We start from the raw sequence: 26,655 nt of genomic DNA on the forward strand, positions 1-26,655 counted from the left end.
ATGCGGGAACTACGTGCTGAATGGATCCGCGCGAAGGGGTCTGTGTTGTGGTGTCTCGCTGGCGCGGGTGCACTGCTGGGGTTGGTGCTCTCCGTCATGTCCCTTTCCGGCGCGGTGGAGGATGCCACCGGCATGCTCAGCTGGCAGGCATTGCTGGTCACCGGCATGCTCGCTCCGATTGCTGCGCTCTACGCGGGGCTTGCGGAGCAGCGTGAGCAGCAGTCGCGCGCCGGCGGGACGCTGTGGCGGCCGGTATCGAGGAAAGCGACTCACGCTGCCCGGCTGCTTGTTGTCTGGGCGGCGCTCGGACTGTTCTTCCTGCTGGATTTCGGCGCGACGTGGGCACTTGCCTTGCTCTTCGGGCTAGATAATGCACCGCGTGTGCTTCTCATCGGTGTTTTCACCTGGATCGGCTCGCTCGGAGTGGCTGGTCTCGCCGCCGCGGTAAGCCGCCGTTACGGTCTGCTCGCGGCACTCGCCGGTGCGTTCGTGTGGCAGTTTCTCCTCGGCTTCTTCGTGGAACGCGACTGGTGGTGGCTCAATCCAGGTGCCTGGCCGTTGCGCTTGATCTTGCCGGCGATGGGCCTGCACGACAACGCCACTCCGCTTGAACCGGATTCGCCGCTGTTGAGCGAGTCGCCGTGGCCGGCATTCGCCCTGTGCGTGCTGCTGGCCGCCGCGGGGATGGCTGCCGCAGTTCTCGTGCCGCCCCGGACCACTCCCGTTCGGCGACGTCGCAGGACTGTCCACGCGGTCACAGCTCCTGTGGCGGGCGCTGCCGCACGTCCCGCGGTGAACCGCCCGGACGCGGCGCCGAGGCTTAGCGCTTTGCGCGGCATTCACCGGGCTGCGATGAATCCGGCGGTGATCGCCTGCGTCATTCTCTCCGCGCTGGTCATGCTTTTTGCCATGCGATACGACCCGTCCGTGCGCACTGCGTTGTTCACCTACCTCATCCTTTCGGTCGGCGCGGGGCTTCTCCCAGTCTTGGTCTGGCCGCAACTGCGCCCGGCATGGTCGCTCATGCAGATTGAGCACCCCCGCGTCCGCACTGCACTGCTCGGATGGCTCCTCATCGTGGTCGCCCTCGTTGCGCTCATTGCCGCAGCCACCAGCGGGGCCTCGCTTATCGACGCCGCCCGCCGCCTCATCCTCACCCTCCTCACCGGCGGAGCAATGGTGTTCTTCTCACTCGCCATCACTGCCCGCTGGGGTGTGGGCTGGGCTCTAGCTCTGACGCTGTTCACGGCCATCTTCTCCGTCACCATCGGCGGTGATGTCCTCGCCGAAGGGCCGCTGTGGGCCATTGCGCCGACCGCCTGGCCGGAGACCGCCGCGACCCCGGCCCGGTTCGCTATCGCCGCAATCGCAGGTGCGATTCTGTTCGCCGGGAGCGCTGTCTTGGCCGACCGGCAGATGCGGGGGCCGCAGGCACGTCGTTGACGGCCTTAGTAATAGAACGGGAACTCGTCCCAGTTCGGCGGGCGCTTCTCCAGGAAGGAGTCGCGGCCTTCCACGGCTTCGTCGGTCATGTAGGCCAAGCGGGTGGCTTCGCCGGCGAAGACTTGTTGGCCCATGAGGCCGTCGTCAAGCAAATTGAATGCGAACTTGAGCATGCGCTGGGCGGTGGGGGACTTGCCGTTGATCTCGCGGGCGACCTGGATTGCCTCGTTTTCGAGCTCGGCGTGGTCGGCGACGATGTTCACGGCGCCCATGCGGTGCATGTCTTCGGCGGAGTAGGTGCGGCCGAGGAAGAAAATCTCGCGCGCGAACTTTTGGCCGACTTGTTTGGCCAGGTAGGCGGAGCCGTAGCCGCCGTCGAAGGAGCCGACGTCGGCGTCGGTCTGCTTGAAGCGGGCCTCTTCGCGGGAGGCGATGGTCATGTCGCAGACGACGTGGAGGGAATGCCCGCCGCCCGCCGCCCAGCCGTTGACCACGGCGATGACCACTTTGGGCATGGTGCGGATGAGGCGCTGAACCTCGAGGATGTGCAGGCGCCCGCCCTCGGCTTTCACGCGGGCCTCGTCGACGTGATCGGCGGTGGCGGCTTCGACATTACCGTCGTGGCTCGTCGCGTACTGGTAGCCGGAACGGCCGCGGATGCGCTGGTCGCCACCCGAGCAGAATGCCCAGCCGCCGTCCTTCGGTGAGGGCCCGTTGCCGGTGATCAGCACGACGCCGACGGACGGGTCGCGGCGCGCGTGGTCGAGCGCGCGGTACAGCTCGTCGACCGTGTGCGGGCGGAACGCGTTGCGCACTTCCGGGCGGTCGAAGGCGATGCGCACGATCCCGTTCGCGCGGCCCTCGCCCGCATGGCGGTGGTAGGTGATGTCGGTGAAGTCGAAGCCCTCGACGGCCTTCCACTGGGACGCGTCGAATGGCTGGGCGGTGGAATAAGACATGGCTGCGATATTACGTTTTAGCACGGCAATGAGGGTGGTTCGCTGGGGGTGATATGCTTAGTCCACCTAGTCGGACTAACTTGAGGTAGGTGTTTGAGGTGGAAAACATCAACGTCCATGATGCTAAGACGAACTTCTCCCGACTCCTTCGGAGAGTGGAGGCAGGGGAGGAATTAGTGATTGCCCGCGGAGGGAAGCCAGTGGCCAGAATGGTTCCCTTGGAGGTCGACATTGCTCGACCGTTAGGGTTCGTCGACTACACGCTTCCGGATAGCTTCTTCGATGAACTACCTGATGAAGAGCTGGGGGCGTGGAATAGTGGGGAATAAAAGCTTTCTCCTGGATACTCACGCATTCATCTGGGGGCTTACTGACCCCTCCCGATTGGGGGAGAAGGCCCTCTCAATAATGGAAACGCGGGCTAATGATTTATGGGTGTCTGCGGCCTCGGCATGGGAGATTGCCACGAAAGTCAGAATCGGAAAACTGCCTGGTGCTGAGTTCATTGTGCACAATTTTGAGACCTATGCGTCCGAATTGGGTGCTCGAACGTTAAGCATCGAAGCTTCTCATGCACTGCTCGGAGGGAGCATGGCTTGGGAGCACCGAGACCCGTTTGACCGTGTGCTCGCTGCGCAAGCTTTGATTGAAGGTCATCATCTTGTTTCGATGGACGCTGCGTTCAGTGAGGTGGAGGGCTTGAGGGTTCGATGGAACTGATCCACCGATTAACCGCAGACGATATTCTCGACCGCGCCCATGTTGTCGCCCTCCCGATGGCGGTTCCGTTCCGCGGGATCACCACGAGAGAGGCGCTGCTGATCGACGGCCCTGCGGGCTGGGGTGAGTTCGCGCCGTTCGTGGAGTACGGCGACGAGGAAGCGGCGACGTGGCTCGCGGCCGCGCTTGAGGCGGCGTACGGCGGGTACGACGACCTGGATGTCGGGGACGGCTGGGTCGAGGTCAACGGCACCGTGCCCGCGGTGCCCGCCGGGGACGTCGCGGGCGTGCTCGAACGCTACCCGTCGGTGAGGACGTTCAAGATCAAGGTCGCAGAAAAGGGGCAGACGCTTATCGACGACGCTGCGCGCGTCGCCGCCGTCCGCTCCCTCCGCCCCGACGCGGTGCTGCGCGTGGACGCCAACGGCGGCTGGACTGTCGAAGAGGCCGTCCGCGCTGCGGAGACGCTGGGGAAGTTGGAATACATCGAGCAGCCCTGCGCCACGGTGGAGGAACTCGCGGAGGTGCGTCGGCGCGTGTTCACTCCGATCGCGGCGGACGAGTCCATCCGGAAGGTGGCTGANTCGCGGGCGTGCTCGAACGCTACCCGTCGGTGAGGACGTTCAAGATCAAGGTCGCAGAAAAGGGGCAGACGCTTATCGACGACGCTGCGCGCGTCGCCGCCGTCCGCTCCCTCCGCCCCGACGCGGTGCTGCGCGTGGACGCCAACGGCGGCTGGACTGTCGAAGAGGCCGTCCGCGCTGCGGAGACGCTGGGGAAGTTGGAATACATCGAGCAGCCCTGCGCCACGGTGGAGGAACTCGCGGAGGTGCGTCGGCGCGTGTTCACTCCGATCGCGGCGGACGAGTCCATCCGGAAGGTGGCTGACCCGTACCGCGTGGCTGAGCTCGGCGCCGCCGATGTCGCTGTGGCTAAGGTGGCTCCGCTAGGCGGGGTACGGCGGCTCATGAAGATCAGCTCGGACCTCGGCCTGAAGCTGACTGTGGCATCGGCGCTGGACACCGCGGTGGGGATACGCGCCGGACTGATCGCCGCGAAAGCGACCCGATCGCAGGCGGCGGGACTGGCCACCCAGCGGTTGTTCATCGAGGACGTGGCCGATTCCTTCGACTTCGTTGACGGCCGGATGCGCATCGCCGACATCACCCCCGACCCGGACCGTCTTTCCGGTCTCGCCGCACCAGGCGAGAGGAAAGACTGGTGGTTTGAGCGTCTCACGCGCTGCCTGCCGTATCTGGGGGGCTGAAGCGGACACCCGAGGGTCGCCGCTTGGGGTGTTTCGGGGGTGATTTTTTCGTCCGCTGTGTGCGTGTGTCTTAAGTTGTGCGTAGGAAACGTCTAGCTCCTACACAGGAAGAGGCTCCCCATGAGTTCAGGCTATTCAACATCTGTGACACAGCACGCGACGGAACTTTCCGACGGCGACCTCGCCACCGCCCCTGAAAAAGGCGAATGGCGCCGGCAACTGATCGGCCTTGTCCTGGGTGTCGTCGCTGCCGCCATCGTCTACTTCATCTTCCCGTCGGGGGCCGAGGACGTTGTCCGCGACTCCGCCGGAGCGAAGGCTGATGTGGAGTACACCTCGCAGAACATGCGCGTCGTCGCTGCCGTCGCTGTGTGGATGGCCGTCTGGTGGATGACCGAGGCGATCCCGCTCGCCGCCACGGCGCTCATCCCGCTGGCAGTATTCCCTCTGGCCAACGTCGCCGAGTTCAAAGAGGTCAGCGCCCCTTACGCGTCCTCCACCATTTTCTTGTTCATGGGTGGGTTCCTCCTTGCCTTAGGCATTCAGCGCTGGAACCTGCACCGGCGACTGGCGCTGTGGGTGGTCATGATCATCGGCACCAGCCCGCGCCGCATCATTCTCGGCTTCATGGTGGCCACTGGCTTCCTGTCCATGTGGGTCTCCAATACCGCGACCGCTGTGGTGATGCTGCCCATCGGTGTCTCGGTGCTCACTTTGACTGCGGAGCACGTCGGCGGCATGGACAAGCAGAAGAAGTTCGCCACCGCTCTCATGCTGGCCATCGCTTACGCTGCATCCATCGGTTCGCTGGGCACCCTCATCGGTACCCCACCGAATGCACTGTTGGCCGGGTACATGAAGGAATCCCACGGCATTGAGATCGGCTTCGGCCAGTGGATGCTCGTCGGTGTCCCGATCGCTGTGGTGTTCACCCTCATTTCCTGGCTGGTGCTCATCAACGTGTTCAAGCCCGAGGTGGACCAGATTCCGGGCGGTAAAGAGCTCATCCGCGAGGAGCTGGACAAGCTCGGTGGTTGGACCACCGGCCAGATTCTGTCCGCGATCATCTTCGTTGCCGCGGCACTGTGCTGGGTCTTCGTCCCGCTGGGCATCGACTACTTCGGCTGGGAGATCGGTTACGACGATGCTGCTGTGGGCATCATCGCCGGTCTGCTCATGTTCACCATCCCGGGTAAAGCCAACGGCACCCGCCTTCTCGACTGGGAGACCGCCAAGGACATTCCGTGGGATGTCCTGCTGCTCTTCGGCGGCGGCCTGTCTTTGTCCGCGATGTTCTCCCAATCGGGCCTGTCGCTGTGGATCGGTGAGGCATCCAAGAACCTTGCAGGTCTGCCGGTGATCCTGCTCATCGCCGCTGTCGGCGGCCTCATCCTCCTGCTGACCGAGCTGACCTCCAATACCGCGACGGCAGCGACCTTCCTCCCGATCATGGGTGGTGTCGCAGTTGGTATCGGTCTCACCGCTGCCGGGGACATCAACGTGCTGCTGCTCACCATTCCGGTCGCGCTGTCCGCGACATGCGCGTTCATGCTGCCGGTGGCGACGCCGCCGAACGCGATCGCGTACAGCTCCGGACACGTCACCATGGGCGAAATGATCAAGGGCGGCATCTGGCTCAACGTCGTCGGTCTGGTGCTGGTCACAGCTGCCACGTATCTCATCGCTGTCCCGGTCTTCGGCCTGACGCTTCCTTAACACTGTCAACAGTGCCAAAGCTTCAGTAACAGGGCGTGGTCGCGCACGGGGTCTAGAATGACCCCCATGGATAATGAGACCCGACAGTTTGGGCGCCACGGTGACGATGTCTCTGATGCGAGCACCCGTTACCTGTCCCCGTCCCAGTCCCCCTCCCAGGGTTCGCGCCAGCCTGGCCCGCGGCAGTACATGCCGGGGGAGGGGGATTCGCGTTACGCGTCCCAGGCCAGTTACCCGGAAACCCAGTACGGCGGTGGAAGCGGCTACACCTCTGGAGGGTACGAACCGTATGAGGAGCCGTACCGCCCTGAGCAGCCTGCCCCCAGCAGCAACGGGAATAGCTCGGGTTCCATCGTGTTGGCCGTCGTGGCTTTGCTGCTCGGTCTCGCCGCTATCGCCCTGTTCTTCTTATGGCGTGGCGCGGAGTCTCGGGCGAATAAGCCTGAGCCTGCACCGGTAACCATTACCCAGACGGAGACTGTGACCACCACGCCGTCGGGCATCCTGGACGATTTGTTCAAGCGTGAACGCCAGCGGGGTAACCAGCAGCCGGGGCAGGAGGAATCCGCGCCCGCCCTGCCGGAGAACTTGCCGACCGAATTGCCGGAAGACATTCCGGAGGAGTACCGCCGGGGCGCCGAGGATCTTTTGAACCAGCTCGATGGGTTCCTCAATGCCGGCTAACAGTTCCCTCGCACCTCAGCTCGCCGAGTACGTGGTGGACCAACTGGCGCAGCATGTCACGGATGTCGTGTTGTCCCCGGGCTCACGCAACTCACCGCTTGCATATGCGTTGCTCGCCCGCCGCGACATCAAGGTGCACGTGCGTATCGACGAACGCGTGGCCGCCTTCACCGCGTTGGGCCTCGCTCGTGTGCAGCGCCGCCACGTGGGTGTTGTCATGACCTCAGGCACTGCCGTGGCTAACACCTACCCGGCGGTCATTGAAGCCCATATGTCCCACACGCCGCTGGCCATTGTCAGTGCCGACCGTCCGGAGCGGCTCGTGGGCACCGGTGCCTCCCAGACGATCTGGCAGCAAGGCATCTTCGGACGCTACGCCGAGACCCAACAGGTGACCCAGATCGGGGATGCGGTCAGCTTCGACACCGACCAGGTGCACATCAATGTCGCCTTCGACACACCGCTTGTCCCGTCCGCGCTGCCGGAACCAGTGGGTGCCCCGCGCCGGGTGGGGCCGGGGCGCCTGCGTCCGTCGGAAAGCCGGGGTGCCGCAGACACCGGCCCGGCGGGATCCGTCGACCACGGTGTCGTCGACGTTGACCTGACCAAGAACACGCTCGTGATCGCCGGCGATGAGGCATGGGAGGTCCCTGGGCTAGAACACGTCCCCACTATCGCGGAGCCCACGGCACCGACCCCGTTCCAGCAGGTCCATCCACTGGCGGCGAGGTTCTTCACCCAGGACGAAGTAGCCATCAGCCATGACGGCGGTGACTTCGCGGCGTCCACCAAACCGGAACAGGTCATTGTCGTCGGCCATCCGACTCTCCACCGCGACGTGATGGCGCTCCTAGCGGACAGCACGATCGAGGTCATCGGTATCACTCGAACCGGAACCGTGACCGGTCACCCAGACCGCGTAGGCAGCCGGGTCAATGTCACCGGCCAACCGACGGACTCCTGGCTGAAGATCTGCGATGCCGCAGGCGACGTCGGCGCTCAGACAGTACGCGATGCTCTGGAGGACTCCGAATTCGGCTTCACTGGTTTGCACGCCGCAGCCGCCGTGTGCGACACGCTGGCGGTGGGGGACACGCTCGTCCTCGGGTCGTCTAATCCGGTGCGGGACGCCAGCTTGGTGGGCATGCCGTTCGACGGCGTGAGCACCTACTCGGCCCGCGGTGCTGCCGGGATCGACGGGACTCTCTCCCAGGCGATCGGAGTGGCGCTGGCGACGCAAGCCCTGCACCCGGACGAGATCCGTGCACCACGCACCGTCGCGCTCGTCGGCGACCTGACGTTCTTGCACGACGTCGGCGCTCTCCTGATCGGCCCTGACCAGCCCGCTCCAGGCAACCTCACCATCGTGGTGGCCAATGACAACGGCGGCGGGATTTTCGAGTCCCTCGAAGTTGGTGCGCCCGAGGTCCGCGGCAATTTCGAGCAGGCCTTCGGCACGCCTCATGACGCAGATATTGAGTCTATTGCTGCGGGATACGGCGTCGCCTACCGCAGAGCGGAGACTCTCGGGGAGTTGACGGAGGCGCTGCTGGATGGCGTCGATAAGCCAGCCCCCGTGACTGTGATTGAGGCCGTGACCACACGCGCCACACGCAGGGCACTGTCGGAACGGCTGAAGAAATAGCCGTGTTCGGTGTAGCTACGGCGCGCAGGCGCCTACACCAGCTCATCATCGTGCTGTATTTGTGCGCGATGTTGGGCAGCGTGGCCATGGTCGCGGGGCCGGCGTACAACGATTACACGATCTCCCGGGACCCCGGCCGTGGAATCGCCACCGTGACGGGGGTGGGGATGACACACACGTCCGTCGATTACCAGGACGAGGAAGGCAGGTTCCACTCTCCTCAGCGCGGCCTGCTGTACCCGTCGGGGCTTGGCGACGGGCAGCAGGTGTGGGTGACATATGCGAAGAGCAACCCCGACATCGTGAAGGTCGAGGGCCGCGGCTGGAGGCTGGCAATCATCCCCGCATTGTCCGTCGGGGTTGTCTCCACCGTCATTGCGGCGGCCGCATGGTTGGGGGTGAACGCCTTAGGTAAGCGTCGACGGACACAGGTACGAAAATTCACCTCGCGTTCCCGTGAAAGCAAACCCTAATTAGCACGTGGGGTGAATAATGCCCGCATGCGTGTTGCCATCGTCGCCGAGTCATTCCTGCCCAACGTCAACGGAGTAACCAACTCTGTGCTGCGCGTCTTGGAGCACCTTGAACGAACGGGGCACGAAGCAATCGTGATCGCACCCGGCGCCCGCGCGAACCAGGAGGAAATCTCCGAATACGCGGGTTTTCCCATCGTCCGCGTGCCCACTGTCATGGTTCCGCTGGTGGATTCTCTGCCCATTGGCGTGCCGGACGCAACGATCACTCGCACCCTGCGCGAATTCAAACCGGATGTGGTGCATTTGGCTAGCCCTTTCGTTCTCGGTGGAGCGGGAGCTGTGGCGGCGAAGCGGCTGCACTTGCCCACGATTGCGTTGTTCCAGACTGATGTCGCCGGGTACACCGCGCGCTACCACGTCGGCTTTCTCGAGTCCGCTGCGTGGGTGTGGGCGCGCAAGCTGCACAACATGACGCAGATGACACTCGCGCCGTCGTCGGTGACCATCAGCGAGTTGGAGTCCCACGGAATCAAGAACATCCGCCGCTGGGGCCGGGGCGTGGATTCGGAATTATTCCGCCCGGACCGCTACTCCAAGAAATTGCGGAAGAAGTGGGATCCGACGGGAACCAAGAAGATCGTCGGCTTCGTCGGCCGCCTCGCGTCTGAAAAGGGCGTGGAGCGCCTCGTGGCGCTGCACGGGGATCCAAATATCCAGCTGGTCATTGTGGGCGACGGTCCGCTGCGCCGTGACTTGGGCAAGCGCATGCCTACCGCCATCTTCACCGGTCAGCTTGGCGGGAAGAAGTTGGCGGCCGCCTACGCCACGTTGGATCTGTTTGTGCACACCGGTGAGTTTGAGACCTTCGGCCAAACTATCCAGGAAGCGCAGGCCTCCGGTACCCCGACGATCGGGCCGCGCGCCGGCGGACCGATTGACCTCATCCAGGTCGGCTACAACGGTGACCTCCTCGACGTGGAGACCTTCGAGCGCGACTTGCCTGCTGCCGCAGCGGCGATTTTGCAACCCGGCACCCTGGAAGAAATGAGCGACAATGCACGCGCCTCTGTCGCGGACAAGACGTGGCCCGCGCTGTGCGACCAGCTGCTTGGGTACTACAGGGAAGTCATCGACGGATACCCCAAGAAGAAGCGTCTTGTGCGGACGCGATAGGCAACCCAAGCGCCACCTAGCTGAATGGCTGGCCCAGTGGGGTCGACGGGCCCCGTTGGCATAGACTCAGTTGCTATGGCCAAGGCGAACCTGGAGAAGAACCCGCTGGATGTCGCGGGGATGTTCGATGAAGTAGGGAAGAACTACGACATCACCAACACCATGATGACAGGTGGCCTGGACCGCTATTGGCGCAAACGCACCCGCGAGCGCCTGGACCTCAAGCCGGGTGAGAAGGTCCTCGACCTTGCGGCGGGAACGGCGGTATCAACAGTCGAGCTGACAAAGTCGGGCGCATGGTGTGTGGCCTGCGACTTCTCCCAGGGGATGCTTGCGGCCGGCAAGCACCGGGACGTGCCCAAAGTGGTGGGTGACGCAATGCATCTGCCTTTCGCCGACGAGTCCTTCGACGCGGTGACCATCTCCTACGGCCTGCGCAACGTCCACGACTTTGAGGCAGGTCTGCGCGAGATGGCCCGGGTGACCAAGCCCGGCGGCCGCCTGGTGGTCAACGAGTTCTCCACACCTGTCGTGCCGGTGTTCTCCACCGTGTACCGGGAGTACCTGCCGCGGGTGATTCCTTTGTTGGGCAAGGTGTTCTCCTCCAATGCGGAGGCCTACGAGTATCTGGCGGAATCTATCCGCGCGTGGCCGGACCAGGAAGACCTGGCGTCCGCGATCAACGCCAACGGGTGGAAAGACTGCGGCTGGCAGAACTTGGCGCTGGGCATCGTCGCCTTGCACGGAGCAGTCAAGCGCTAACTGGGGCTAGTTCCCGCAGCTACACCGGATCCCACAACGGGGTATCTGCGCGCATGCGGGAGACAGATGAACCGGCGGCGTGCCAAACCCGAGCCACCAGATCTCGGTCTTCCTCGGTGACTAAATTTCCCATGAGCCGGGCTGCAGCTGGCATGAGGTAACGGCCGCCGAGACCGCGCAGTGCCATCGGTCCAGCCAGGGGAAGGAACTGCGGGTAGGTGAGCACGCGCGCCAGAGTGCGGGCGAGGACAAAAGCTTCCCCGTAGCGACGCCGCAGTTCATGCGGCCAGACCAAGGTGAGATCGGGGTGCCTGCCCGACGCGTCCGCGATGAGGTCGACGGCCATGATGGCGGTTTCCAGCCCGTAGTCGATGCCCTCGCCATTGAGGGGGTTGACGCAGGCGGCAGCATCGCCGACGAGCATCCAGTTGGGGCCGGCGACATTCGACACAGCACCTCCCATCGGCAGCAAAGCGGAGGTGACGTGCTCCGGCTGCCCCAGCTGCCATTCGTCGCGCACCTGGTCGGCGTAGTGGCCCAGAAGCTTCTTCGTGTTCACCTTCGCTGGGCGGGCATCAGTGGACAGGGCGCCGCAGCCAAGATTCACGGTGCCGTCACCGAGGGGGAAGATCCAGCCGTAACCGGGTTGGATCACGCCTTCATCGTCGCGGAGCTCCACGTGGGAGTGCATCCACGGCTCGTCGGAAAACGGGGTGGCGCAGTAGGAGCGCGCGGCAATGCCGTACACCTCGCCTCGGTGCCACGTGCGGCCGAGCTGTTTGCCGAAGGGGGAGCGCACCCCGTCGGCGACGATGACCCATCTAGCCCCCAGGACGCCCCGCGGAGTGATCACACCAGTGATCCGGCCGTCCGCACCGAATTCGGCTCCCGTCGCCGGGCACTCGTAGAAGACCTCGGCGCCGGAGGAGGAGGCGAGGGAGGCAAGGGTGCCGTCGAAAAGCGAGCGGGGGGACGCGGAACCCTCCGTGCCGTAATGCCCGCTGGGCCACGCGGCGATGACGGAACCGCCGTAACCGTGCAGCTTCAAACCCTTGTTGCGGTAGGCGGGCAGAGCGGCATCGAGCTGCAATTCTTTCAACGCGTGCACCGCGCGCGGAGTCAGGCCATCGCCGCATGTCTTGTCGCGGCCGGCAGGGGCGGTGTCCACGACAGCGACCTCGAGTCCTGCCCGGCGAGCGGCGATTGCGGCAGCGGAACCCGCGGGTCCCGCGCCGACGACGACGCAATCAAACGATTTCACCGCACATATTGTGCCAGACGTCTCATGGGTGGACTACGGTTAAGGGGACGCACGCCCACACGACCCCGCAAGGACGATAGATGACCAACGGCACCCCCACGTCGCCCGCCGTCGACAACCAGCTTGAGCTCGGTGATGAGGCACTGGCTCAGCGCGTCACCGAAGGGTTGAATCGGGTGGAAGAGCTCATGTTCGAGCGCCTCTCCGGTGGTGAAGATTTTCTAAGTGAGCAGGTGACGCACCTGGCCAAGGCTGGCGGAAAGCGCTTCCGCCCGCTCATGGCCGTGTTGGCCAGCGAATTCGGCCCGCAACCGCAGGCTGACAATGTGATTCGCGGCGCGACGATCGTGGAGCTGGTTCACCTGGCCACCCTCTATCACGACGACGTGATGGATGAAGCCGCAAAGCGGCGCGGTGTGGAATCCGCGAATTCGCGTTGGACGAACACGGTGGCCATTCTCTCGGGCGATTACTTGCTGGCGGAGGCGTCCCGCCTCATGAGTGAGATCGACACCGCTACCGTCCGCCACTTCGCTGAGACGTTCAGTGATTTGGTCACAGGCCAGATGCGTGAAACCGTCGGTGCGCGCGGCGGGGACGCAGTGGAGCATTACTTGGAAGTCATCCGCGAGAAGACCGGTGTCCTGATCGCGTCGGCCGCGTACCTCGGCGCCACGCACTCGGGTGCGGATGAAGCGACGGTGCGCACCGTCAAGGAGCTCGGCGAGGCTATCGGCATGGTGTTCCAGATTGTCGACGACATCATCGACATCTTCTCCGATTCCGCCCAGTCCGGGAAGACTCCGGGTACAGACCTGCGCGAGGGCGTGTTCACCCTCCCCGTCCTCTACGCCCTCCAGGACGAAGGAGAAGCGGGCGACGAGCTCCGCGGGCTCCTCACGGGCCCGCTCACCGAGGACGTGGACGTGGAGCGTGCCCTTACGCTCATCGGGCAAACGGACGGCAGGAAGCGCGCGCTTGACGACGTCCACCGGTACCTCTCCATCGTCGACTCCCACCTCGACACCCTTCCTGACATTCCTGCGAATGCGGCGATGCGCCAAATCGCGCGTTACACCGTCGACCGCGTCGGTTAAGCCCTTCTAAAATCTGCTCTAAACTGCTGGTTTGCTATTTTTGCGACCGGCTGCTGTAGAGTAGTCCAAGCACGCCAGGTTGCCCGAGCGGCCAAAGGGAGCGGACTGTAAATCCGCCGGCATTGCCTTCAGAAGTTCGAATCTTCTACCTGGCACCACACACGCGCTCCGCGTTTTTCGCGGGGCGCGTTTTTCTATGCCCTGCAGCCGCAACCAAGCTCGCTCCAGCGGCCGGTCTTGAAAGCTGTCTCCAATGCGGCGTTGGATGGCGGTATAGCTGCGTTATAAACACCGCAATAATACTGTGTGGCCAGGCGATTTGTATGTGAAGCATGTGTCGGGTTAATCTTTCAAAGGCTTCAAACGAGCGGGTAAACGCTTAAGAGGCTTAAGCCCCCTTAGCTCAGTCGGCAGAGCGTCTCCATGGTAAGGAGAAGGTCAACAGTTCGATTCTGTTAGGGGGCTCTGTTGTTTGCTGGCAACGGCAAGCACATGGCGGTGTAGCTCAGTGGTAGAGCAAGCGACTCATAATCGCTGTGTCGAGAGTTCAATTCTCTCCATCGCTACTCATCACTCCGGTCTCGGTCGGGGAGATGTGCTCACCCTCTCCGGGATCGTTCCGGTGCCGTGGTAGGGTTGGCGTACTGTCGCCGAACCGCTCGAGTGATCGGGCTCCGGCGAAAATGACAGTGCACCTAGGGGCGTGGCGCAATTGGTAGCGCAACGGTCTCCAAAACCGTAGGTTGCAGGTTCGAGTCCTGTCGCCCCTGCCAAATAGACCAAGTCGAGGAGAGCTGTGACTGATAACCAGCCTGGACGGAACACCGCTAAGCCGACCGGCAAGCGCCAGCGCAGTGGTGCTAGCTCCGTCACCTCCGACTCTTACCAGGAGAAGCGCGTCGAAAAGGCTGCTCCCGAAGATCAGGACAACACCGGCAACGGTGTCGCCGCATTCCCCGGTGAAGTTGTCAGCGAGATGCGCAAGGTCGTCTGGCCCACCGGCCGCCAGATGGTCAACTACACGCTGATCGTCTTCGGCTTCCTCATCGTTCTCACGGCCCTTGTCTGGGGCGTGGACCAGGGCGCTGCCTGGGTAGTTGAAAAGGTCCTGGTCCCTTAAGCTATACTTCCGCAGTAGAGAAAAACATCCCGCCTCCCAGCCACTGGGTAAGGCGGGATCAGTTTTTCGCCCGGCGGGTAAGCTGGGCACCACTCACAGGACTGAAACACTTACCCATCGTGACCGCAGCTGCGGCGCGAACCTTAACTCAAGGAGCGGACATGGCAGACGATAACCAGTACAGCAAGGAAGCCAACGAAGCCGAGATGGTTGCCGAGGGCGGCGCAGTGCAGGAGTCCACTGACCCCGAACCCACTGATGACGACAACGCTGAAAGCGAGTCCGATTCGGACTCTGACTCTGCCTCAGCCTCCGACGAATCCAGCGCCTCCGAGGATGACACGGAGCTCCAGAGCGAGGAAATGGTTGCCGAGGGTGATGTTCCGGAGCAGCCGATCCAGGAAGCTGACGCGGAAGGCGTGACCGATGCAGAAGCAGCTCTCGGCGCAGAACCGGAGGAGAACGCCGACGCCGAGTACAAGCGCCGCCTGCGCGAGTACACCCGCGAGCTGAAGAAGCTGCCGGGCCAGTGGTACATCATCCAGTCCTACTCGGGCTACGAGAACAAGGTGAAGACCAACCTGGACATGCGTATCCAGACGCTCGAGGTGGAGGACTCCATCTACGACGTGGTCGTGCCCATCGAGCAGGCAGTGGAGCTCAAGGACGGCAAGAAGAAGATCGTCAAACGCAAGCTTCTTCCGGGCTATGTTCTCGTCCGCATGGACATCAATGACGCCGCGTGGTCCGTGGTCCGCGAGACCCCGGGTGTGACCTCCTTCGTGGGCAACGAGGGCAACGCCACCCCGGTCAAGCACCGCGACGTGGCTAAGTTCCTCATGCCTAAGGAGCCGAAGGTCGACGACGACCTGTCCAAGACCGACGCGAACGCAGAGGGCGAGACCGTCATCGCCATGCCGGAGGAAGAAGCCAAGCCGAAGGTCGCCCACGACTTCCAGGTTGGCGAGGCTGTCACCATTCTGTCCGGTGCGCTCGCCAGCGTCTCGGCCACGATCAACGAGATCGACCCGGAGACCGGCAAGATCCAGGCGCTCGTGTCCATCTTCGGCCGCGAGACCCCGGTCGAGCTCACCGCCGACCAGATCGAACGCATCATGTAGCTCAGAGCATCGCTTTGCGACGGACCCGGCTAGAAAGCCGGGTCTTTTGCGATTTGGGCTGGTGGCGCGCGGCGGATACACTGACTCCTTGTGCTTTGGCAGCGCTGACCTGATCAGAGGCTCCGAAGTGCGAAAGAAACGTGAACGTCCCCGGTGGCTGCGTCGATAAGCGAAATGCGTTGGTGCGGCATCCGGAAGGCCCAGTTATTCATCGTGGCTGCGGCCTGTACCTAGGAAAGAGGTAATCCGATGGCAAAGAAGAAGGTCACCGGCCTGATCAAACTGCAGATCGAGGCTGGTATGGCAAACCCGGCTCCGCCGGTCGGCCCGGCTCTCGGTGCTCACGGTGTCAACATCGTCGAGTTCACCAAGGCCTACAACGCTGCGACCGAGTCCATGCGCGGCAACATCGTCCCGGTGGAGATCACGGTCTACGAAGACCGCTCCTTCGACTTCATTCTGAAGTCCCCGCCGGCCGCGAAGCTGCTGCTCAAGGCTGCCGGCCTGCAGAAGGGCTCCGGCGTTCCCCACACTGACAAGGTCGGTTCCGTGACCTGGGAGCAGTGCAAGGAGATCGCTGAGACCAAGAAGAACGACCTCAACGCCCGCGACATCGAGGCAGGTGCCGCCATCATCGCCGGCACCGCCCGCTCCATGGGCATCACGGTGGAGAAGTAAACCGCTCCACTTCGTTTCGGCTACGTCCCTCGCTGGGGCCTAGCCGGTGGGAGGGTCTGGTCTGACCCGCACCACACTTCCAACTACTGACATGTCACTATCTGACAAGTAAGGAACTCAACATGGCCAAGAAGCACTCCAAGGCTTACGCCGAGCAGCTGGCAAAGGTTGACCGCGAGAACCTGTACTCCCCGCTCGAGGCAGTCAAGCTCGCCAAGGAAACCTCTTCCGAGAAGTACGACGCGACCATCGACGTTGCAATGCGTCTGTCCGTCGACCCGCGCAAGGCTGATCAGCTGGTCCGCGGCACCGTCAACCTGCCGAACGGCACCGGTAAGACCGTCCGCGTCGCAGTCTTCGCCGAGGGCGAGAACGCCACTAAGGCACAGGAAGCTGGCGCAGACATCGTCGGCTCCGACGAGCTGATCGAGCAGATCAACGCCGGCAACATCGACTTCGACGTCGCTATTGCCACCCCGGACCAGATGGCGAAGGTCGGCCGCGTTGCCCGCGTCCTCGGCCCGCGTGGTCTCATGCCGAACCCGAAGACCGGCACCGTCACCCCGGACGTGGCTAAGGCTGTTTCCGAGTCCAAGGGCGGCAAGATCGCCTTCCGCGTGGACAAGGCTTCCAACCTCCACGCCCTGATCGGCAAGGCATCCTTCACCCCGGAGCAGCTCGCCGAGAACTACGGCGCGCTCCTGGACGAGGTCATCCGCCTGAAGCCGGCCTCCGCTAAGGGCATCTACCTGAAGAAGATCACCGTCTCTGCCACCCAGGGTCCCGGCGTTCCGGTCGACCCGTCTGTGCAGAAGAACTACACCGAGGCGTAAATGGTGTGAGGCGCTAGCGCCTCCTCATCGTCTCGTGCATCTGACCCCGCTTCGGCGGGGTCTTTTGCTTTGGTGACCGGTGCCCTAAGTTCTTGGGATCCTTGCAATGCTGGCTGGAAGGCTGGAGCCTGCGGGGCCGAAATCGGAACGGAACCGATTACGTCTCCGCGCCGTCTAACTATGCAGACGGGAGGGGGCGTTTTGGCCGCGAGTTATATTCCTCGACCGAAGAAGAGCTTTGTCAACAGTTTGGAAAGAGTACGCGGGCGCGGGGCGCCTCGTTGGAGGGATCGGAAAGCCAGACGTATTTTTGAGTATGACCCCTTGCATGGGCACATTGAGGGCTATAACCTGCGGGGAAAGCATGTTGGAGTGTTCGACGTGATCTCAGGCGAGCTAATTGGCCCGGCAGTGAAAGGGAGGAGGATCGATGTTTAAGACGTATGTGGACGCGTGCCTCGACGGGGATGCGCGCCCGGAAGATGTCGACGACTGGGTCGATGCATGGCACGACGATGCACCGGGAAGCGAGAACCTTTCACTCGATGCCTTCCTTGGTTTCACGTCAGAGGAATACGGCCGATGGGCGAGGGACGGGTCTGCCCTGCAGGAGATCCTCGACCACCGCCGGTCCCAGCGGCAGACCGTGTGATGTCTAGAAAGTCTGCGTGACTGTGTCAATGCCTCGGGCAATTGCTCGGGGCATTCTGGCGTTAAGCAGCGCGAGTATGTCAGCTTGGCGTAGTGCTTTTTTGGGGGGAGTTGCCACGGATGAACCACTGCTCATGAGCCGAACCTCATCAATCGGGGCGGCAGCTAGTTGCCTTCAGGCGCAATCACCGCGTGATCCTGCCCTGCGGCATGTTGTACTTCCACTCGACTCATCCAAGGAAGTTCATGGCGCGATGCCGAAGAACCCCCTAGGCGCCCATGTTCAGCAACCTCCCCGGAGCTTATTGAAAACAGTTACCACCAAATGTGGGTAGCCTGCCTAAGTAAGATGAAAACCGTTATCAATTGCCGTAATCTAGCGCGCGATCATTTCGCACAAAAATGAAAAGAGGTGCCACGGAGTGTCGCGCGTTGGAACAGCGGCGGGGCGGATTCCCCGCGGAAGCGGAAGCGAAGGTGTGCTGGAGCGTGCAGGCATGGCCGTGTTCAAGACTGTTGTCGTGCTGGTCAGCGGGATTCTCGCCCTGGCCACTGGTGCGGGATACGCGCACGCAGCGGACCTGACGTTGGATCGCGGTCACGCGGATGTCTTCCACGTCTCTGCCGACGGCGGAGAACTCACGCTCGACCTGCGGGAGGACGTGACCGGCCAGCACACGACTCACGATCCTGCGGACGTTCTGCTCGAGGTAGGGGAGAACACCAAGACCGATGTGACTGCCGATGTCGCTGAGATCGGCGAGAGCGGTTACCTCCTGCCGCAGACGCAGGAGCCCGACAAGCTGTGGCCCGGCTGGGACACGAACGACGTGAAGTCGGGTGGATTCGATGCCGTTGACATCACATTCGAGGAGGTTGACGGCCCGGGCGAGGTGTACCTGTTCCAGCAGAAGGGTTTCGGTGACGTCGCCTCCGTGCTCGCCGACGGCGAGCTGGTGCTGTCCCCGGGCAGCGTCATCGAGCAGAAAGAGCCGTCGCACGTCCACACCAACTGGCTGTTCACCAAGCCGGGCACGTACACGATGACGGTGAAGGCCAGCGCGAACGGCGAGGAATCGAATGAGGCGACCTACACCTGGCAGGTCGGCGGTGAAGGATCCGGCGACGACGCCGACACCGACTCTGGCACGGACACTGGGAAGGGCAAGGACCGTTCGGCGACAGCGCTGAGCGGCGGCACCTCCGGCAAATCGACGCAGAAGTCCGCACCTAAGAGCGGCGGCAAGACTGAATCGTCCACCAACAAATCGACCACAAACACCAGCGCCACCGCCGGCGGAAACAGCAACGGCACCGCAGCTGCCGGGCAGCAGGCGCAGACCGGTTCCAGTGGAGGAGACGGCGATGCGGGAGAAAACGGCGAGAAATGCACCGCTGCCCTGGTCCCGCGTGTGAAGGACGACCGTACCTCGCCGGCGGCGTGGAAGGACCCGGCGGGGCTGACCTTCGGCCTGGGCAACGAGGCGAAAGCGCAGCTGCCGCAGGCTGTCGGACCGGTTCCGGCGGGAAATGTGTGGATGATCGGTTCCGTGCAGCAGGCAGGCGTGCCGTGGCTGGGAGCGAACACCCAGCACGAGTCGCTGATCCAGAACACCACCGGCGAGGTGACGTGGGAGCTCACTGGCGTCGACGGTCCAGGCCCGATGGCGGTGTTCACCCAGGGCGGCCTCGGCCAGGTCGTGGGCGAGGAATGGTTCACCGCTAGCAACGGCAAGGCGCAAGGCAGCCACACTATTCCGGGCAACACGCACGTGCACCCGTCGTGGGTCTTCGGCAAAGAGGGCACCTACAAGGTGACGGTGAAGCAGTCGGCGAAGACGAAGAGCGGCGAGACCGTGAGCGGAACTGCGACGCTGACCTTCGTCGTCGGTGGGAAGGGCAACGCGGACAGCGGGCACTTCGATTTCGGATCGATCTATGACGCGGAGGGCAGCTGCTCGTCCGGCGGCGGCGCTGCAGGCGGAGCCGGTGGAAGCGGGGGCAGCACCGACGCAGCGTCTGGAACCGCGGGCGGCAGTCTCGCGGACACTGGCATGTCCATCATGACCCTGCCATTCGCCATTCTGGGCCTCGGCGTGCTGGTCTTCGGCGCTGGCATGAGCCGGATTTCCCGGAAGCTGGCCGAATGAGGCGACACAGCAGAGCGCGCGTAGCAGCGGCGCTCGGGCTGGTGGCGGCTCTGTCGGCGTGCAGCGGACCGTCGACGGCGGCGGAGGATGCCGACGGCAAAGCGAAGGTCGTGGCCACGACCTCGATCCTGGCGGACATCGTCTCCCACGTCGCTGGCGATGCCGCGGACGTGACGGAGCTGATCCCGGCGGGAGCGGACGCGCACAGCTACGAGCTCGGGCTGCGGGCCGTGCGCGACATCGCCTACGCCGATGCGGTGTTCACCAACGGGTTGCTGCTGGAGCCCCGGCAGCTGCAGCGCACCGTCGAGACCACGGCGCCGGAGGATGCGCCCGTCGTTCCTGTCGCCGAACAGGCGCAGCGACACGGTTTCCAGCCGCGGCTCCTCGTGGAGGATGCCGGTTTGGACGCGCCCTGGTTGGGGCTTCGCGTGGCTGTCCCGGAAGAAGACAACGCAGCTGTGCCAAAAACAGCGGTTGCTGATCTGACGCTGACCGACGTCCAGGGGCCGGGGGACGCGGCCGCGTACATTGTGGGCACCTTCGGCACCCCGGAGCTGCTGTTCAACTCCGCAGATGGCCTGAACGGGGATGATTCGACGACGCTTCCGGTGGATGCGCACACGCATGTCAGTTGGGCGTTCAGTAAGCCGGGGGTGTACACGCTCACTGTCGGTGCGCACGCACGCGCGGACGTGGGCGCGGCGCCGACGCCGCTGAAAGAGCAGACGTTCACCGTCGCGGTCGGGGTCGACCCGCACACGGCAGTGCCGGGCGCCGACGTGCTCGACCACGGCCACGTGGACATCGCGGCGGAATTCGGGCGCGACTACACCGGCAGGATTTCGCTGCTCGGAGACGCGCCGAAAGACGACCAACGAGGGGTCACGCAGTCCACGCGCCACGAACACGATCCGGCGACAACGGTCATCGCCGTGCCCAGCGCGACGCTCCAGGAGGTGCCGGCAGGGCGCGAGTACCGCTTCCTCGGCAACCCGGGCGATGAGACGTACCTGCTCCCGCAGGCAGTGCTGGGCAAGCATGTGCACGGCGAGTACGACCCGCACTTCTGGCACGACGCCCAAGCCGTGAAAGCGGTGGTCAAGGTCGTGCGCGACGAGCTGAGCGCGACGGATCCGCAGCACAGCGCGGACTACAGCACCAACGCCGAGAACTACCTCGCCGAGCTGGACGCGCTCGATGAGGAGATGAAGCAGACCCTGGGGGACATCCCGCAGGGCAACCGCAACCTGGTCACCACGCACGACGGATACGGGTACCTCGCCGACGCGTACGGGCTCACTCTCGCCGGGTACGTCAGCCCGAACCCGTCGGTGGAGCCCAGCCCGCGCGATGTCATCGCGTTGACGCGCACATTGGAGAACCTCCACGTCCCGGCGGTCTTCCTTGAGCCCGCGGCGCAGAGCCGCCCGGCGGAGCTCACGCAAGTGGCGGGACGGCTCGGCATCCGCGTGTGCACGATCTGGGGCGACGCGCTCGACCCGCCCGGAAAAGGGCCTGCACGCAGCTATATCGACCTCATGCGCGCCAACGCCAACTCACTCGCCACTTGTTTGGCACCCACGAATCCCGCCCCAGAAAGGAACGACACATGAACATCCGCACCAGCATCGCAGCATCCGTCCTCACGGCAGGACTTCTCGGAGCAACGCTTATCGACGCCCCGTTAGCCCTCTCCCAAGCCCCCGGCGGCGATCCGGCCAGCGACCCAGCTCTGCAGCAGACGGTGCAGGACGACGAGAAAATCGCGCCGCTGGGGGAGAAAGTGGTGCTCTCCGCCGGGCACGCAGACCTCGGTCCGCTGTACGTGGACGGGGAATTGACCTTCATGGTGCGCGATGATTCGCGGGTGCCGCCGGTGTGGCGCCATTTGGAGGACGTGGTCTTCGATGTCTCCGACGCGGCCAAGCAGACTCTGCCGGAGGGGGAGGATTTCGACTTCACCGGTGCGAAGGGCGGGGACGAGGTGTGGGTGGTCCCGCAGAACGAGGTCCCCGGCGTTCCGTGGCTGGGGTGGAACACCCAGTCGCCGAAGGTGGTGGACACCACCGACCGCGGTGTCAGCCTCGAATTCGGCGGCCACGAGGGCGAGGGCGATTTCTCCCTGTTCCTCCAGGCAGGCGGCTTCAGCGAACCTCAGCAGCTGTGGAATTCGCGTCTGAAGGGCTACCAGCCGATGTGGGTGGAGTTGAACACGCACACCCACGCCAACTGGGTGTTCACGAAGCCGGGCGTCCACCTTGTCGGCGTTCGTGCGGTGGTCAAAGACACAGACGGCACGGAGCACACCTCCGAGCAGGCCGTGCGCTTCGCAGTCGGCGACGGCACCGATGCGCAGCAGGCGGCCGCGGCGGAATTCGCGGGTCCCTGGCGCACAGCAGACGGCGACGGCAGCAGTGCCGCTCAGGGAAACGGGGAAAAGGGGGAACAGGGTGACGTCGATAAGCAAGATGGCGCGATGTCTCCCGTCCTGTGGGTGCTCGGCGGACTCGCTGTCGCAGCTCTCGCCGTGGGCGCGTTGAGCGTCGTCTTCATGCGGCGTGCGCGCGCGACGCGCGATGAGGCGGCGGCGTCGATCGGCAGGGAGGGCTAATGGGGCGTTGCCTGCAGGAACCCGTCGTCACGGCGGAAGGCGTCGGTGTCGATTACGGCGCGGCGCGGATTTTCGAGGACGTCGATTTCTCGGTTAACGCCGGTGAATTCGTCGGCCTGCTCGGGCCGAATGGCGCGGGAAAGACGACGCTGATGCGTGCGCTGCTCGGCCTCGTGCCGGTGCGCGCCGGGTCGGTGGCTGTCGCGGGGCGCACGGGGAAGGCAGCGCGCCGTGCGGTGGGGTACGTCCCGCAGCGGCACTCTGTGGCCTGGGATTTTCCCATCGATGTCTACTCGATGGTGCTCGGCGGGCGGCTGAGTCTGCGCCCGTGGTGGCGCCCGGCGGGACGAGCGGACCACATCGCGGCGGCGAAAGCTGTCGAGCAAGTCGGGCTGTGGGAGCTGCGCGCCCGTCCCGTGGGCAAGCTCTCGGGTGGCCAGCGGCAACGCGTTCTCGTGGCGCGTGCGTTGGCGCGCAACCCGGAGCTTTTGCTTCTCGACGAACCGTTCACCGGCCTCGACATTCCCACCACTGAGCAGCTCCTGGCGCTCTTCCGGGAGCTGGTGGACGCCGGTGTCGCTGTGGTGATGTCCACCCACAACATCGCGGAGGCCGTGTATTCCTGCGACCGGCTGGTGCTGTTCAACCGCGGCATCATCGCCGACGGCGCCCCGGACGCGCTCGCCGACCCGGAACCGTGGTCGACGACCTTCGGGGTGGATCCGCACTCGCGGTGGCTCGCCGGGATTGGGCTGGATTTCGCGCATTCTGCCGGCGACCGAGGAGGTGCCCGTGCCTGAGATCAGTTTCTGGCAATTCTTGGTCGACCTGACCAACCCGCAACTGGGCTTCTTGCCGCGCGCACTGATCGTCGCGGTGATCGCGTCGGTGGTGTGCGCGGTGGTGGGCTGCTACGTGGTGCTGCGCGGTATGGCGTTCATTGGCGACGCCGTCGCGCACGCCGTGTTCCCGGGGCTCGCGGTGGCGTTCGCCCTGCAGGTCTCGGTGCTGCTCGGCGGCGCTGTCGCGGGCATGGTCGTGGCAGTGCTCATCGCGGTGTTCTCGCAGCGTGAGAGAGTGAAAGAAGACACCGTGATCGGCATCTTCTTCGCCGCCGCCTTCGCACTCGGCCTGGTGGTCATCTCCCGGGTGGAGGGCTACACCGCCTCACTGACGTCGTTCTTGTTCGGCTCGCTGACCGGCGTGTCCACCAGCGACATGTGGGTCTCCCTGGGCGCCGGAACAGTCGTGGTGGCGCTGATCCTCGGGCTGCAGCCGTGGCTGACGGCGGTGAGCCTCGACCGGGAGACCGCCCGCTCCATGAACCTTCCCGTGCTGGCGCTCGACTTGCTGCTGTACCTGGCGGTGACGACGGCGGTGGTGATCTCGGTGCGCACGATCGGCAACATTCTCGTCGTCGCGCTGCTGGTCACCCCGGCTGCGATCGCCCGGATGTACACGGACAAGCTCGGCGTCATGATGGCGCTCGCCGCCGGTGCCGGTGTCACCGGTTCAGTGCTCGGCGTGTGGCTGTCCTGGGCGTACGACACCCCCACCGGCGCCACCGTCGTGCTGTGCCTGACCGCGATCTTTGTTCTCAGCTGGCTGTTTTCTCCCCAGCAAGGCCTTGTCACCGAGCGCATCCGTAACCGCGCATCGAAAGAAAGGATGACCGTTGATGCAGGTTCCCGTTGATACCTCGACTCTGACTCTCCGCCGCACGGTCGCGGTGGCGGCCGCCGGATTCTTCGCCGTGAGCAGCGGGGCGTTTGCAGGCCCCGCGGCGCACGCGGCCGACAACGCCGATAAGCCGGCCGCCACGAGCGGCAGCCACGTTCCCGGCGACGCCGGCTACGGCGTGGACCTTCCCGCGGACACGACGATGACCGCGCAGGACGGCAAAGAGGTCGAGCACCCCTGCGCAGGCAGGAAGCTCGCGTACCACTCCCACGTCGACGGGCTGTACGGCACGCGCGACGCGGACAAGAAGCTCGCTGTCATGGCTGTCGACGGCCAGTCCGTCGTGCCGATGGACGACCTCTGCTTCCGTCTCGCCCCCGATGCGGATCCCGACGGCAAGGAGCTGAGCCGCATCGTCGTTCCGGACTCGAAGGACTTGTCTTTCCTCGGCGAGCCCGGGTCACTTGTCTGGTCGGCTCCGCAGTCGGTGAGCTTCGTCGATAACTGGCGCCCGATCTGGGCGGGCCTGGGCGCATTCGACCCGAACCACGAGATCGGCGGGAAGGTTCCCGACAACTTCACAGACGACACGATGCACTTCGACCTGAAGGACTTCTCCGGCCCGGGGGAGATGAACGTCTTCTTCGGCGGCGAGGGCGACCTCGAGCACGTGTTCAACAGCGCCGACGACAGCAAGCACACGATCGATTACGAGGTGGGCGCGCACGGCCACTTCAACTGGACATTCTCCAAGCCGGGCATTTACGCCATCACGTGGCAGGGTCGCGCGGACCTCAAGGACGGCTCACAGGAGCTGACTGAGCCCGTCACCCAGTACTGGCTCGTCGGCTTCGACGAGGAAGTCGGCCTGCCGGAGGGCACCACGAAGGAACTCCGCCCCATCACCACGCCCGCCGGTGAGGACGCTGCGCCTCCGGCGGACGAAGGAACACCCGCACCCGAGGAACCGAAGCCCGGCACCCCGAAGCCGGATACGCCGGGCACGCCCGCCCCGCCGCGCGGCGACGCGAAATGCCATGCGGCACGGGCGTTCGCGGGCAAACCGGACACCTTCATCTCCCAGGGCCACCTCGACATCGCGCTCGCCGGCGGCGGGGAGGAGCCACTGTCGTTCACGCTTCGCGACGGATCGACCCCCGGAAAGACCGTTTCCCGTGAAAGCGGCTCCTTCGCCCTCGAAGTCCCCGACACCGCGAAGGCGAACCCGAAGGGCGCCATCCGCGACGCACTGCCCGGTAAACCCGAGACCCTGTGGACGCTGCCCCAGTCTCAGAAGAAAGGTCTTCCGTGGCCCGGCTTTTCCACTGAGCACCTCGCGCCGGGCACCCTCGATGCGGGCAGCACGGTGGAGGTGTCCATCAACGACTTCACCGGTCCGGGACGCATGCTGGCCTGGCATGAGTCCCTGTCGGACATCAAGGTCGAGCTGGACTCCGGCGACCGCAGTAAGAAACTGACCTACCCGGTGAACTCCCACGACCACCTGGCCTACGGATTCGACGCGCCTGGCTACTACACGGTGCAGTACCGCGTGACTGGCACGACTGCCGACGGCGCCGACATCGACGAGACCATCGATGTGCCCTTCCTCGTGGGCGACGACACTATCGCCGCCGCACACTCAGCCAAGGATGCCGGTTACGCCGACCTCGGCGGTGCCGACGAACTCTGCGCCGCAGCGGAGCCCGGCGGCTCCGGTGCCGACGATTCCACCGACACCGGCGACGGCACCGGCACCGGCACCGGCAACAGCAACAGCAATCCGTGGACCACCAAGGACATCGGGGCGGTCGAAGCCAGCGTGAAGAAATTCGGCAAGCAGCTCGACGCGAGCCTGCGCGCCATCGCCGAAGCCAACGAGCAGGCCAAGGCCGACGAGAAGACCGCCACCGGCGGCGCAAAGAAAGCGCCACGAACAGCCGACGAGAAAAAACAGGCCAAAAACCAGTCCAAGAAATCGGCTAAAGAATCGACTACCGGAAGCAACGCAGACAAGAGCGCCAGCACCGTCAGCGGCTCGAACACCTCAACCGGCAACAGCGCGGACACATCGGCGGCGCTGAACACAGTGACCACGTCTGCCGCGACCGACGCCGTCGGCGTGCCCGCATCGACGAACCTCGCCGCGTCCTCGAGCACCGGCAGCACCACCTCGCACAACGACGTCGCGCAGCCCGCGGCAGCCACCGGCAGTGACGCCAGCGCAGACACCCAGGACTCCGCAGAAACTGAGGGCACAGACAACGGAACAACGGACAGCACCGAACCAGAAGGGGAGGAGTCGTCGCCGATCCGCTCGTCGATCGACGGGGACAACCTCGAGTACATGGACGAGGAAGGTGAAGGTGGACCGGAAGAGAAACCGGCGAGCCTCGACGGGGCAGGGGCGCTCGCCTCACTCACGGCCGGCGGTTTCTGGTCCGGATTGGCGCTGGGCATCGGCGTGATGGCGCTCGTGGGCGGCATCGTGCTCTTCGACGCCGCACGGCGCATGATCAAGGATTTGGAGAAATCCAGAAGGCCACGTTAAAGTAACCAACCGAAGTTTGAACGGGAGAAATCCCGAGCTCAAGTTTCACCGAAG

The 26,655-nt window shown here is 64.4% G+C and carries 24 protein-coding genes, 4 tRNA genes and 2 pseudogenes; 28 read left to right on the forward strand and 2 right to left on the reverse strand.

The genetic code is table 11. From position 1 onward, the window contains the following. The gene (locus CZ338_RS04520) at window positions 1-1,443 is read left to right on the forward strand and encodes an ABC-2 family transporter permease (RefSeq protein WP_087117096.1); all 1,443 of its coding nucleotides are present in this window, start codon (window positions 1-3) and stop codon (window positions 1,441-1,443) included. A 5-nt stretch (window positions 1,444-1,448) separates the two neighbouring features. On the opposite strand, the gene CZ338_RS04525 is transcribed toward CZ338_RS04520, so the two are convergent. Further along, complete coding sequence (locus CZ338_RS04525; RefSeq protein WP_087117097.1) at window positions 1,449-2,402, reverse strand: 1,4-dihydroxy-2-naphthoyl-CoA synthase; 954 nt, start codon at window positions 2,400-2,402, stop codon at window positions 1,449-1,451. 98 nt (window positions 2,403-2,500) lie between these two features. On the opposite strand from CZ338_RS04525, the gene CZ338_RS04530 reads away from it, so the two are divergent. The 10 genes and pseudogenes from CZ338_RS04530 to CZ338_RS04575 all read left to right on the forward strand — a co-directional run bounded on the left by CZ338_RS04530 (window position 2,501) and on the right by CZ338_RS04575 (window position 10,845). Next, window positions 2,501-2,731 carry a type II toxin-antitoxin system Phd/YefM family antitoxin gene (locus tag CZ338_RS04530; protein WP_087117294.1) on the forward strand — a complete coding sequence of 77 codons (231 nt, stop codon included), beginning with the start codon at window positions 2,501-2,503 and terminating at the stop codon, window positions 2,729-2,731. Beyond that, complete coding sequence (locus CZ338_RS04535) at window positions 2,697-3,122, forward strand: type II toxin-antitoxin system VapC family toxin (protein ID WP_087117098.1); 426 nt, start codon at window positions 2,697-2,699, stop codon at window positions 3,120-3,122. Before CZ338_RS04530 ends, CZ338_RS04535 begins: the two co-directional genes overlap by 35 nt. Continuing rightward, window positions 3,113-3,697: pseudogene (locus CZ338_RS04540) on the forward strand (enolase C-terminal domain-like protein); the annotation flags it as partial. The gene CZ338_RS04535 and the pseudogene CZ338_RS04540, both read left to right, overlap by 10 nt. A gap of 11 nt (window positions 3,698-3,708) precedes the next feature. Next, a pseudogene (locus tag CZ338_RS04545) lies at window positions 3,709-4,389 on the forward strand (o-succinylbenzoate synthase); the annotation flags it as partial. Between the two features lie 120 nt (window positions 4,390-4,509). Beyond that, on the forward strand, window positions 4,510-6,105 hold the full coding sequence (locus CZ338_RS04550; RefSeq protein ID WP_087117101.1) for an SLC13 family permease: 1,596 nt from the start codon (window positions 4,510-4,512) through the stop codon (window positions 6,103-6,105). A 66-nt stretch (window positions 6,106-6,171) separates the two neighbouring features. Further along, window positions 6,172-6,789 carry a hypothetical protein gene (locus CZ338_RS04555; protein WP_087117102.1) on the forward strand — a complete coding sequence of 206 codons (618 nt, stop codon included), beginning with the start codon at window positions 6,172-6,174 and terminating at the stop codon, window positions 6,787-6,789. Beyond that, window positions 6,779-8,434, forward strand: a complete 1,656-nt coding sequence (gene menD / locus CZ338_RS04560) for a 2-succinyl-5-enolpyruvyl-6-hydroxy-3-cyclohexene-1-carboxylic-acid synthase (protein ID WP_087117103.1) — start codon at window positions 6,779-6,781, stop codon at window positions 8,432-8,434. The genes CZ338_RS04555 and menD overlap by 11 nt, the downstream gene beginning before the upstream one ends. Window positions 8,435-8,502: 68 nt before the next feature. Beyond that, a complete protein-coding gene (locus CZ338_RS04565) occupies window positions 8,503-8,907 on the forward strand; it encodes a DUF3592 domain-containing protein (protein WP_235839464.1) in 405 nt (134 codons plus the stop codon). A gap of 27 nt (window positions 8,908-8,934) precedes the next feature. Then, entirely contained in the window at window positions 8,935-10,083 is a 1,149-nt protein-coding gene (locus CZ338_RS04570) for a glycosyltransferase family 4 protein (RefSeq protein WP_143341253.1), read from the forward strand. A 75-nt stretch (window positions 10,084-10,158) separates the two neighbouring features. After that, window positions 10,159-10,845 (forward strand): demethylmenaquinone methyltransferase, encoded by a 687-nt coding sequence (locus CZ338_RS04575; protein WP_087117105.1) that lies wholly within the window; start codon window positions 10,159-10,161, stop codon window positions 10,843-10,845. Window positions 10,846-10,864: 19 nt separating this feature from the next. Here CZ338_RS04575 and CZ338_RS04580 read toward each other — a convergent pair whose 3' ends face one another. Continuing rightward, complete coding sequence (locus CZ338_RS04580) at window positions 10,865-12,106, reverse strand: geranylgeranyl reductase family protein (RefSeq protein WP_087117106.1); 1,242 nt, start codon at window positions 12,104-12,106, stop codon at window positions 10,865-10,867. A gap of 80 nt (window positions 12,107-12,186) precedes the next feature. Here CZ338_RS04580 and CZ338_RS04585 point away from each other — a divergent pair, with 80 nt between their 5' ends. From CZ338_RS04585 to CZ338_RS04665, 17 genes are all read left to right on the forward strand, one after another. Continuing rightward, complete coding sequence (locus tag CZ338_RS04585; RefSeq protein ID WP_087117107.1) at window positions 12,187-13,203, forward strand: polyprenyl synthetase family protein; 1,017 nt, start codon at window positions 12,187-12,189, stop codon at window positions 13,201-13,203. 73 nt (window positions 13,204-13,276) lie between these two features. Continuing rightward, window positions 13,277-13,361, forward strand: a tRNA-Tyr gene (locus CZ338_RS04590). Between the two features lie 234 nt (window positions 13,362-13,595). After that, window positions 13,596-13,668 (forward strand) — tRNA-Thr (locus CZ338_RS04595). Between the two features lie 29 nt (window positions 13,669-13,697). Then, a tRNA-Met gene (locus CZ338_RS04600) sits at window positions 13,698-13,769 on the forward strand. A 131-nt stretch (window positions 13,770-13,900) separates the two neighbouring features. Further along, window positions 13,901-13,976 (forward strand) — tRNA-Trp (locus CZ338_RS04605). A 23-nt stretch (window positions 13,977-13,999) separates the two neighbouring features. Next, complete coding sequence (secE, locus tag CZ338_RS04610) at window positions 14,000-14,323, forward strand: preprotein translocase subunit SecE (RefSeq protein ID WP_087117108.1); 324 nt, start codon at window positions 14,000-14,002, stop codon at window positions 14,321-14,323. A 161-nt stretch (window positions 14,324-14,484) separates the two neighbouring features. Further along, window positions 14,485-15,444, forward strand: a complete 960-nt coding sequence (gene nusG / locus CZ338_RS04615; RefSeq protein ID WP_204211848.1) for a transcription termination/antitermination protein NusG — start codon at window positions 14,485-14,487, stop codon at window positions 15,442-15,444. A 249-nt stretch (window positions 15,445-15,693) separates the two neighbouring features. Beyond that, window positions 15,694-16,122, forward strand: a complete 429-nt coding sequence (rplK, locus tag CZ338_RS04620) for a 50S ribosomal protein L11 (RefSeq protein ID WP_087117109.1) — start codon at window positions 15,694-15,696, stop codon at window positions 16,120-16,122. A gap of 122 nt (window positions 16,123-16,244) precedes the next feature. Next, window positions 16,245-16,955 carry a 50S ribosomal protein L1 gene (gene rplA, locus CZ338_RS04625; RefSeq protein WP_087117110.1) on the forward strand — a complete coding sequence of 237 codons (711 nt, stop codon included), beginning with the start codon at window positions 16,245-16,247 and terminating at the stop codon, window positions 16,953-16,955. Between the two features lie 180 nt (window positions 16,956-17,135). Next, window positions 17,136-17,393: a colicin E3/pyocin S6 family cytotoxin gene (locus CZ338_RS11365; RefSeq protein ID WP_087117111.1), complete on the forward strand. Its 258-nt coding sequence runs from the start codon at window positions 17,136-17,138 to the stop codon at window positions 17,391-17,393. Beyond that, window positions 17,386-17,607 (forward strand): hypothetical protein, encoded by a 222-nt coding sequence (locus CZ338_RS04635; RefSeq protein WP_087117112.1) that lies wholly within the window; start codon window positions 17,386-17,388, stop codon window positions 17,605-17,607. The genes CZ338_RS11365 and CZ338_RS04635 overlap by 8 nt, the downstream gene beginning before the upstream one ends. Window positions 17,608-18,085: 478 nt before the next feature. Continuing rightward, the gene (locus CZ338_RS04640) at window positions 18,086-19,756 is read left to right on the forward strand and encodes a TIGR03773 family transporter-associated surface protein (RefSeq protein ID WP_087117113.1); all 1,671 of its coding nucleotides are present in this window, start codon (window positions 18,086-18,088) and stop codon (window positions 19,754-19,756) included. Then, window positions 19,753-21,372, forward strand: coding sequence for an anchored repeat ABC transporter, substrate-binding protein (locus CZ338_RS04645; protein WP_087117114.1), 1,620 nt, complete (start codon window positions 19,753-19,755; stop codon window positions 21,370-21,372). Before CZ338_RS04640 ends, CZ338_RS04645 begins: the two co-directional genes overlap by 4 nt. Continuing rightward, window positions 21,369-22,370: a choice-of-anchor M domain-containing protein gene (locus CZ338_RS04650; protein ID WP_087117115.1), complete on the forward strand. Its 1,002-nt coding sequence runs from the start codon at window positions 21,369-21,371 to the stop codon at window positions 22,368-22,370. Before CZ338_RS04645 ends, CZ338_RS04650 begins: the two co-directional genes overlap by 4 nt. Continuing rightward, window positions 22,370-23,170, forward strand: coding sequence for an anchored repeat-type ABC transporter ATP-binding subunit (locus CZ338_RS04655; protein WP_087117116.1), 801 nt, complete (start codon window positions 22,370-22,372; stop codon window positions 23,168-23,170). Before CZ338_RS04650 ends, CZ338_RS04655 begins: the two co-directional genes overlap by 1 nt. Then, the gene (locus CZ338_RS04660) at window positions 23,163-24,065 is read left to right on the forward strand and encodes an anchored repeat-type ABC transporter permease subunit (protein ID WP_204211849.1); all 903 of its coding nucleotides are present in this window, start codon (window positions 23,163-23,165) and stop codon (window positions 24,063-24,065) included. Before CZ338_RS04655 ends, CZ338_RS04660 begins: the two co-directional genes overlap by 8 nt. Beyond that, a complete protein-coding gene (locus CZ338_RS04665) occupies window positions 24,049-26,601 on the forward strand; it encodes a choice-of-anchor M domain-containing protein (RefSeq protein WP_087117117.1) in 2,553 nt (850 codons plus the stop codon). Before CZ338_RS04660 ends, CZ338_RS04665 begins: the two co-directional genes overlap by 17 nt. Window positions 26,602-26,655 lie beyond the last annotated feature (54 nt).

It is taken from the genome of Corynebacterium urinipleomorphum (assembly GCF_900155535.1).
Classification (GTDB): Bacteria; Actinomycetota; Actinomycetes; order Mycobacteriales; family Mycobacteriaceae; genus Corynebacterium; species Corynebacterium urinipleomorphum.

Bases quoted from the DNA above. Each gene is read 5' to 3' on its own strand.
- CZ338_RS04655 (WP_087117116.1), top strand. From the start codon at position 22,370: ATGGGGCGTTGCCTGCAGGAACCCGTCGTCACGGCGGAAGGCGTCGGT.
- CZ338_RS04535 (WP_087117098.1), top strand. From the start codon at position 2,697: ATGAAGAGCTGGGGGCGTGGAATAGTGGGGAATAAAAGCTTTCTCCTG.
- CZ338_RS04520 (WP_087117096.1), top strand. From the start codon at position 1: ATGCGGGAACTACGTGCTGAATGGATCCGCGCGAAGGGGTCTGTGTTG.
- rplK (WP_087117109.1), top strand. From the start codon at position 15,694: ATGGCAAAGAAGAAGGTCACCGGCCTGATCAAACTGCAGATCGAGGCT.
- CZ338_RS04585 (WP_087117107.1), top strand. From the start codon at position 12,187: ATGACCAACGGCACCCCCACGTCGCCCGCCGTCGACAACCAGCTTGAG.
- CZ338_RS04555 (WP_087117102.1), top strand. From the start codon at position 6,172: ATGGATAATGAGACCCGACAGTTTGGGCGCCACGGTGACGATGTCTCT.
- CZ338_RS04550 (WP_087117101.1), top strand. From the start codon at position 4,510: ATGAGTTCAGGCTATTCAACATCTGTGACACAGCACGCGACGGAACTT.
- CZ338_RS04575 (WP_087117105.1), top strand. From the start codon at position 10,159: ATGGCCAAGGCGAACCTGGAGAAGAACCCGCTGGATGTCGCGGGGATG.
- CZ338_RS04565 (WP_235839464.1), top strand. From the start codon at position 8,503: ATGTTGGGCAGCGTGGCCATGGTCGCGGGGCCGGCGTACAACGATTAC.
- menD (WP_087117103.1), top strand. From the start codon at position 6,779: ATGCCGGCTAACAGTTCCCTCGCACCTCAGCTCGCCGAGTACGTGGTG.
- CZ338_RS04645 (WP_087117114.1), top strand. From the start codon at position 19,753: ATGAGGCGACACAGCAGAGCGCGCGTAGCAGCGGCGCTCGGGCTGGTG.
- CZ338_RS04635 (WP_087117112.1), top strand. From the start codon at position 17,386: ATGTTTAAGACGTATGTGGACGCGTGCCTCGACGGGGATGCGCGCCCG.
- CZ338_RS04570 (WP_143341253.1), top strand. From the start codon at position 8,935: ATGCGTGTTGCCATCGTCGCCGAGTCATTCCTGCCCAACGTCAACGGA.
- CZ338_RS04525 (WP_087117097.1), bottom strand. From the start codon at position 2,402: ATGTCTTATTCCACCGCCCAGCCATTCGACGCGTCCCAGTGGAAGGCC.
- rplA (WP_087117110.1), top strand. From the start codon at position 16,245: ATGGCCAAGAAGCACTCCAAGGCTTACGCCGAGCAGCTGGCAAAGGTT.
- nusG (WP_204211848.1), top strand. From the start codon at position 14,485: ATGGCAGACGATAACCAGTACAGCAAGGAAGCCAACGAAGCCGAGATG.
- CZ338_RS04650 (WP_087117115.1), top strand. From the start codon at position 21,369: ATGAACATCCGCACCAGCATCGCAGCATCCGTCCTCACGGCAGGACTT.
- CZ338_RS11365 (WP_087117111.1), top strand. From the start codon at position 17,136: ATGCAGACGGGAGGGGGCGTTTTGGCCGCGAGTTATATTCCTCGACCG.
- CZ338_RS04665 (WP_087117117.1), top strand. From the start codon at position 24,049: ATGCAGGTTCCCGTTGATACCTCGACTCTGACTCTCCGCCGCACGGTC.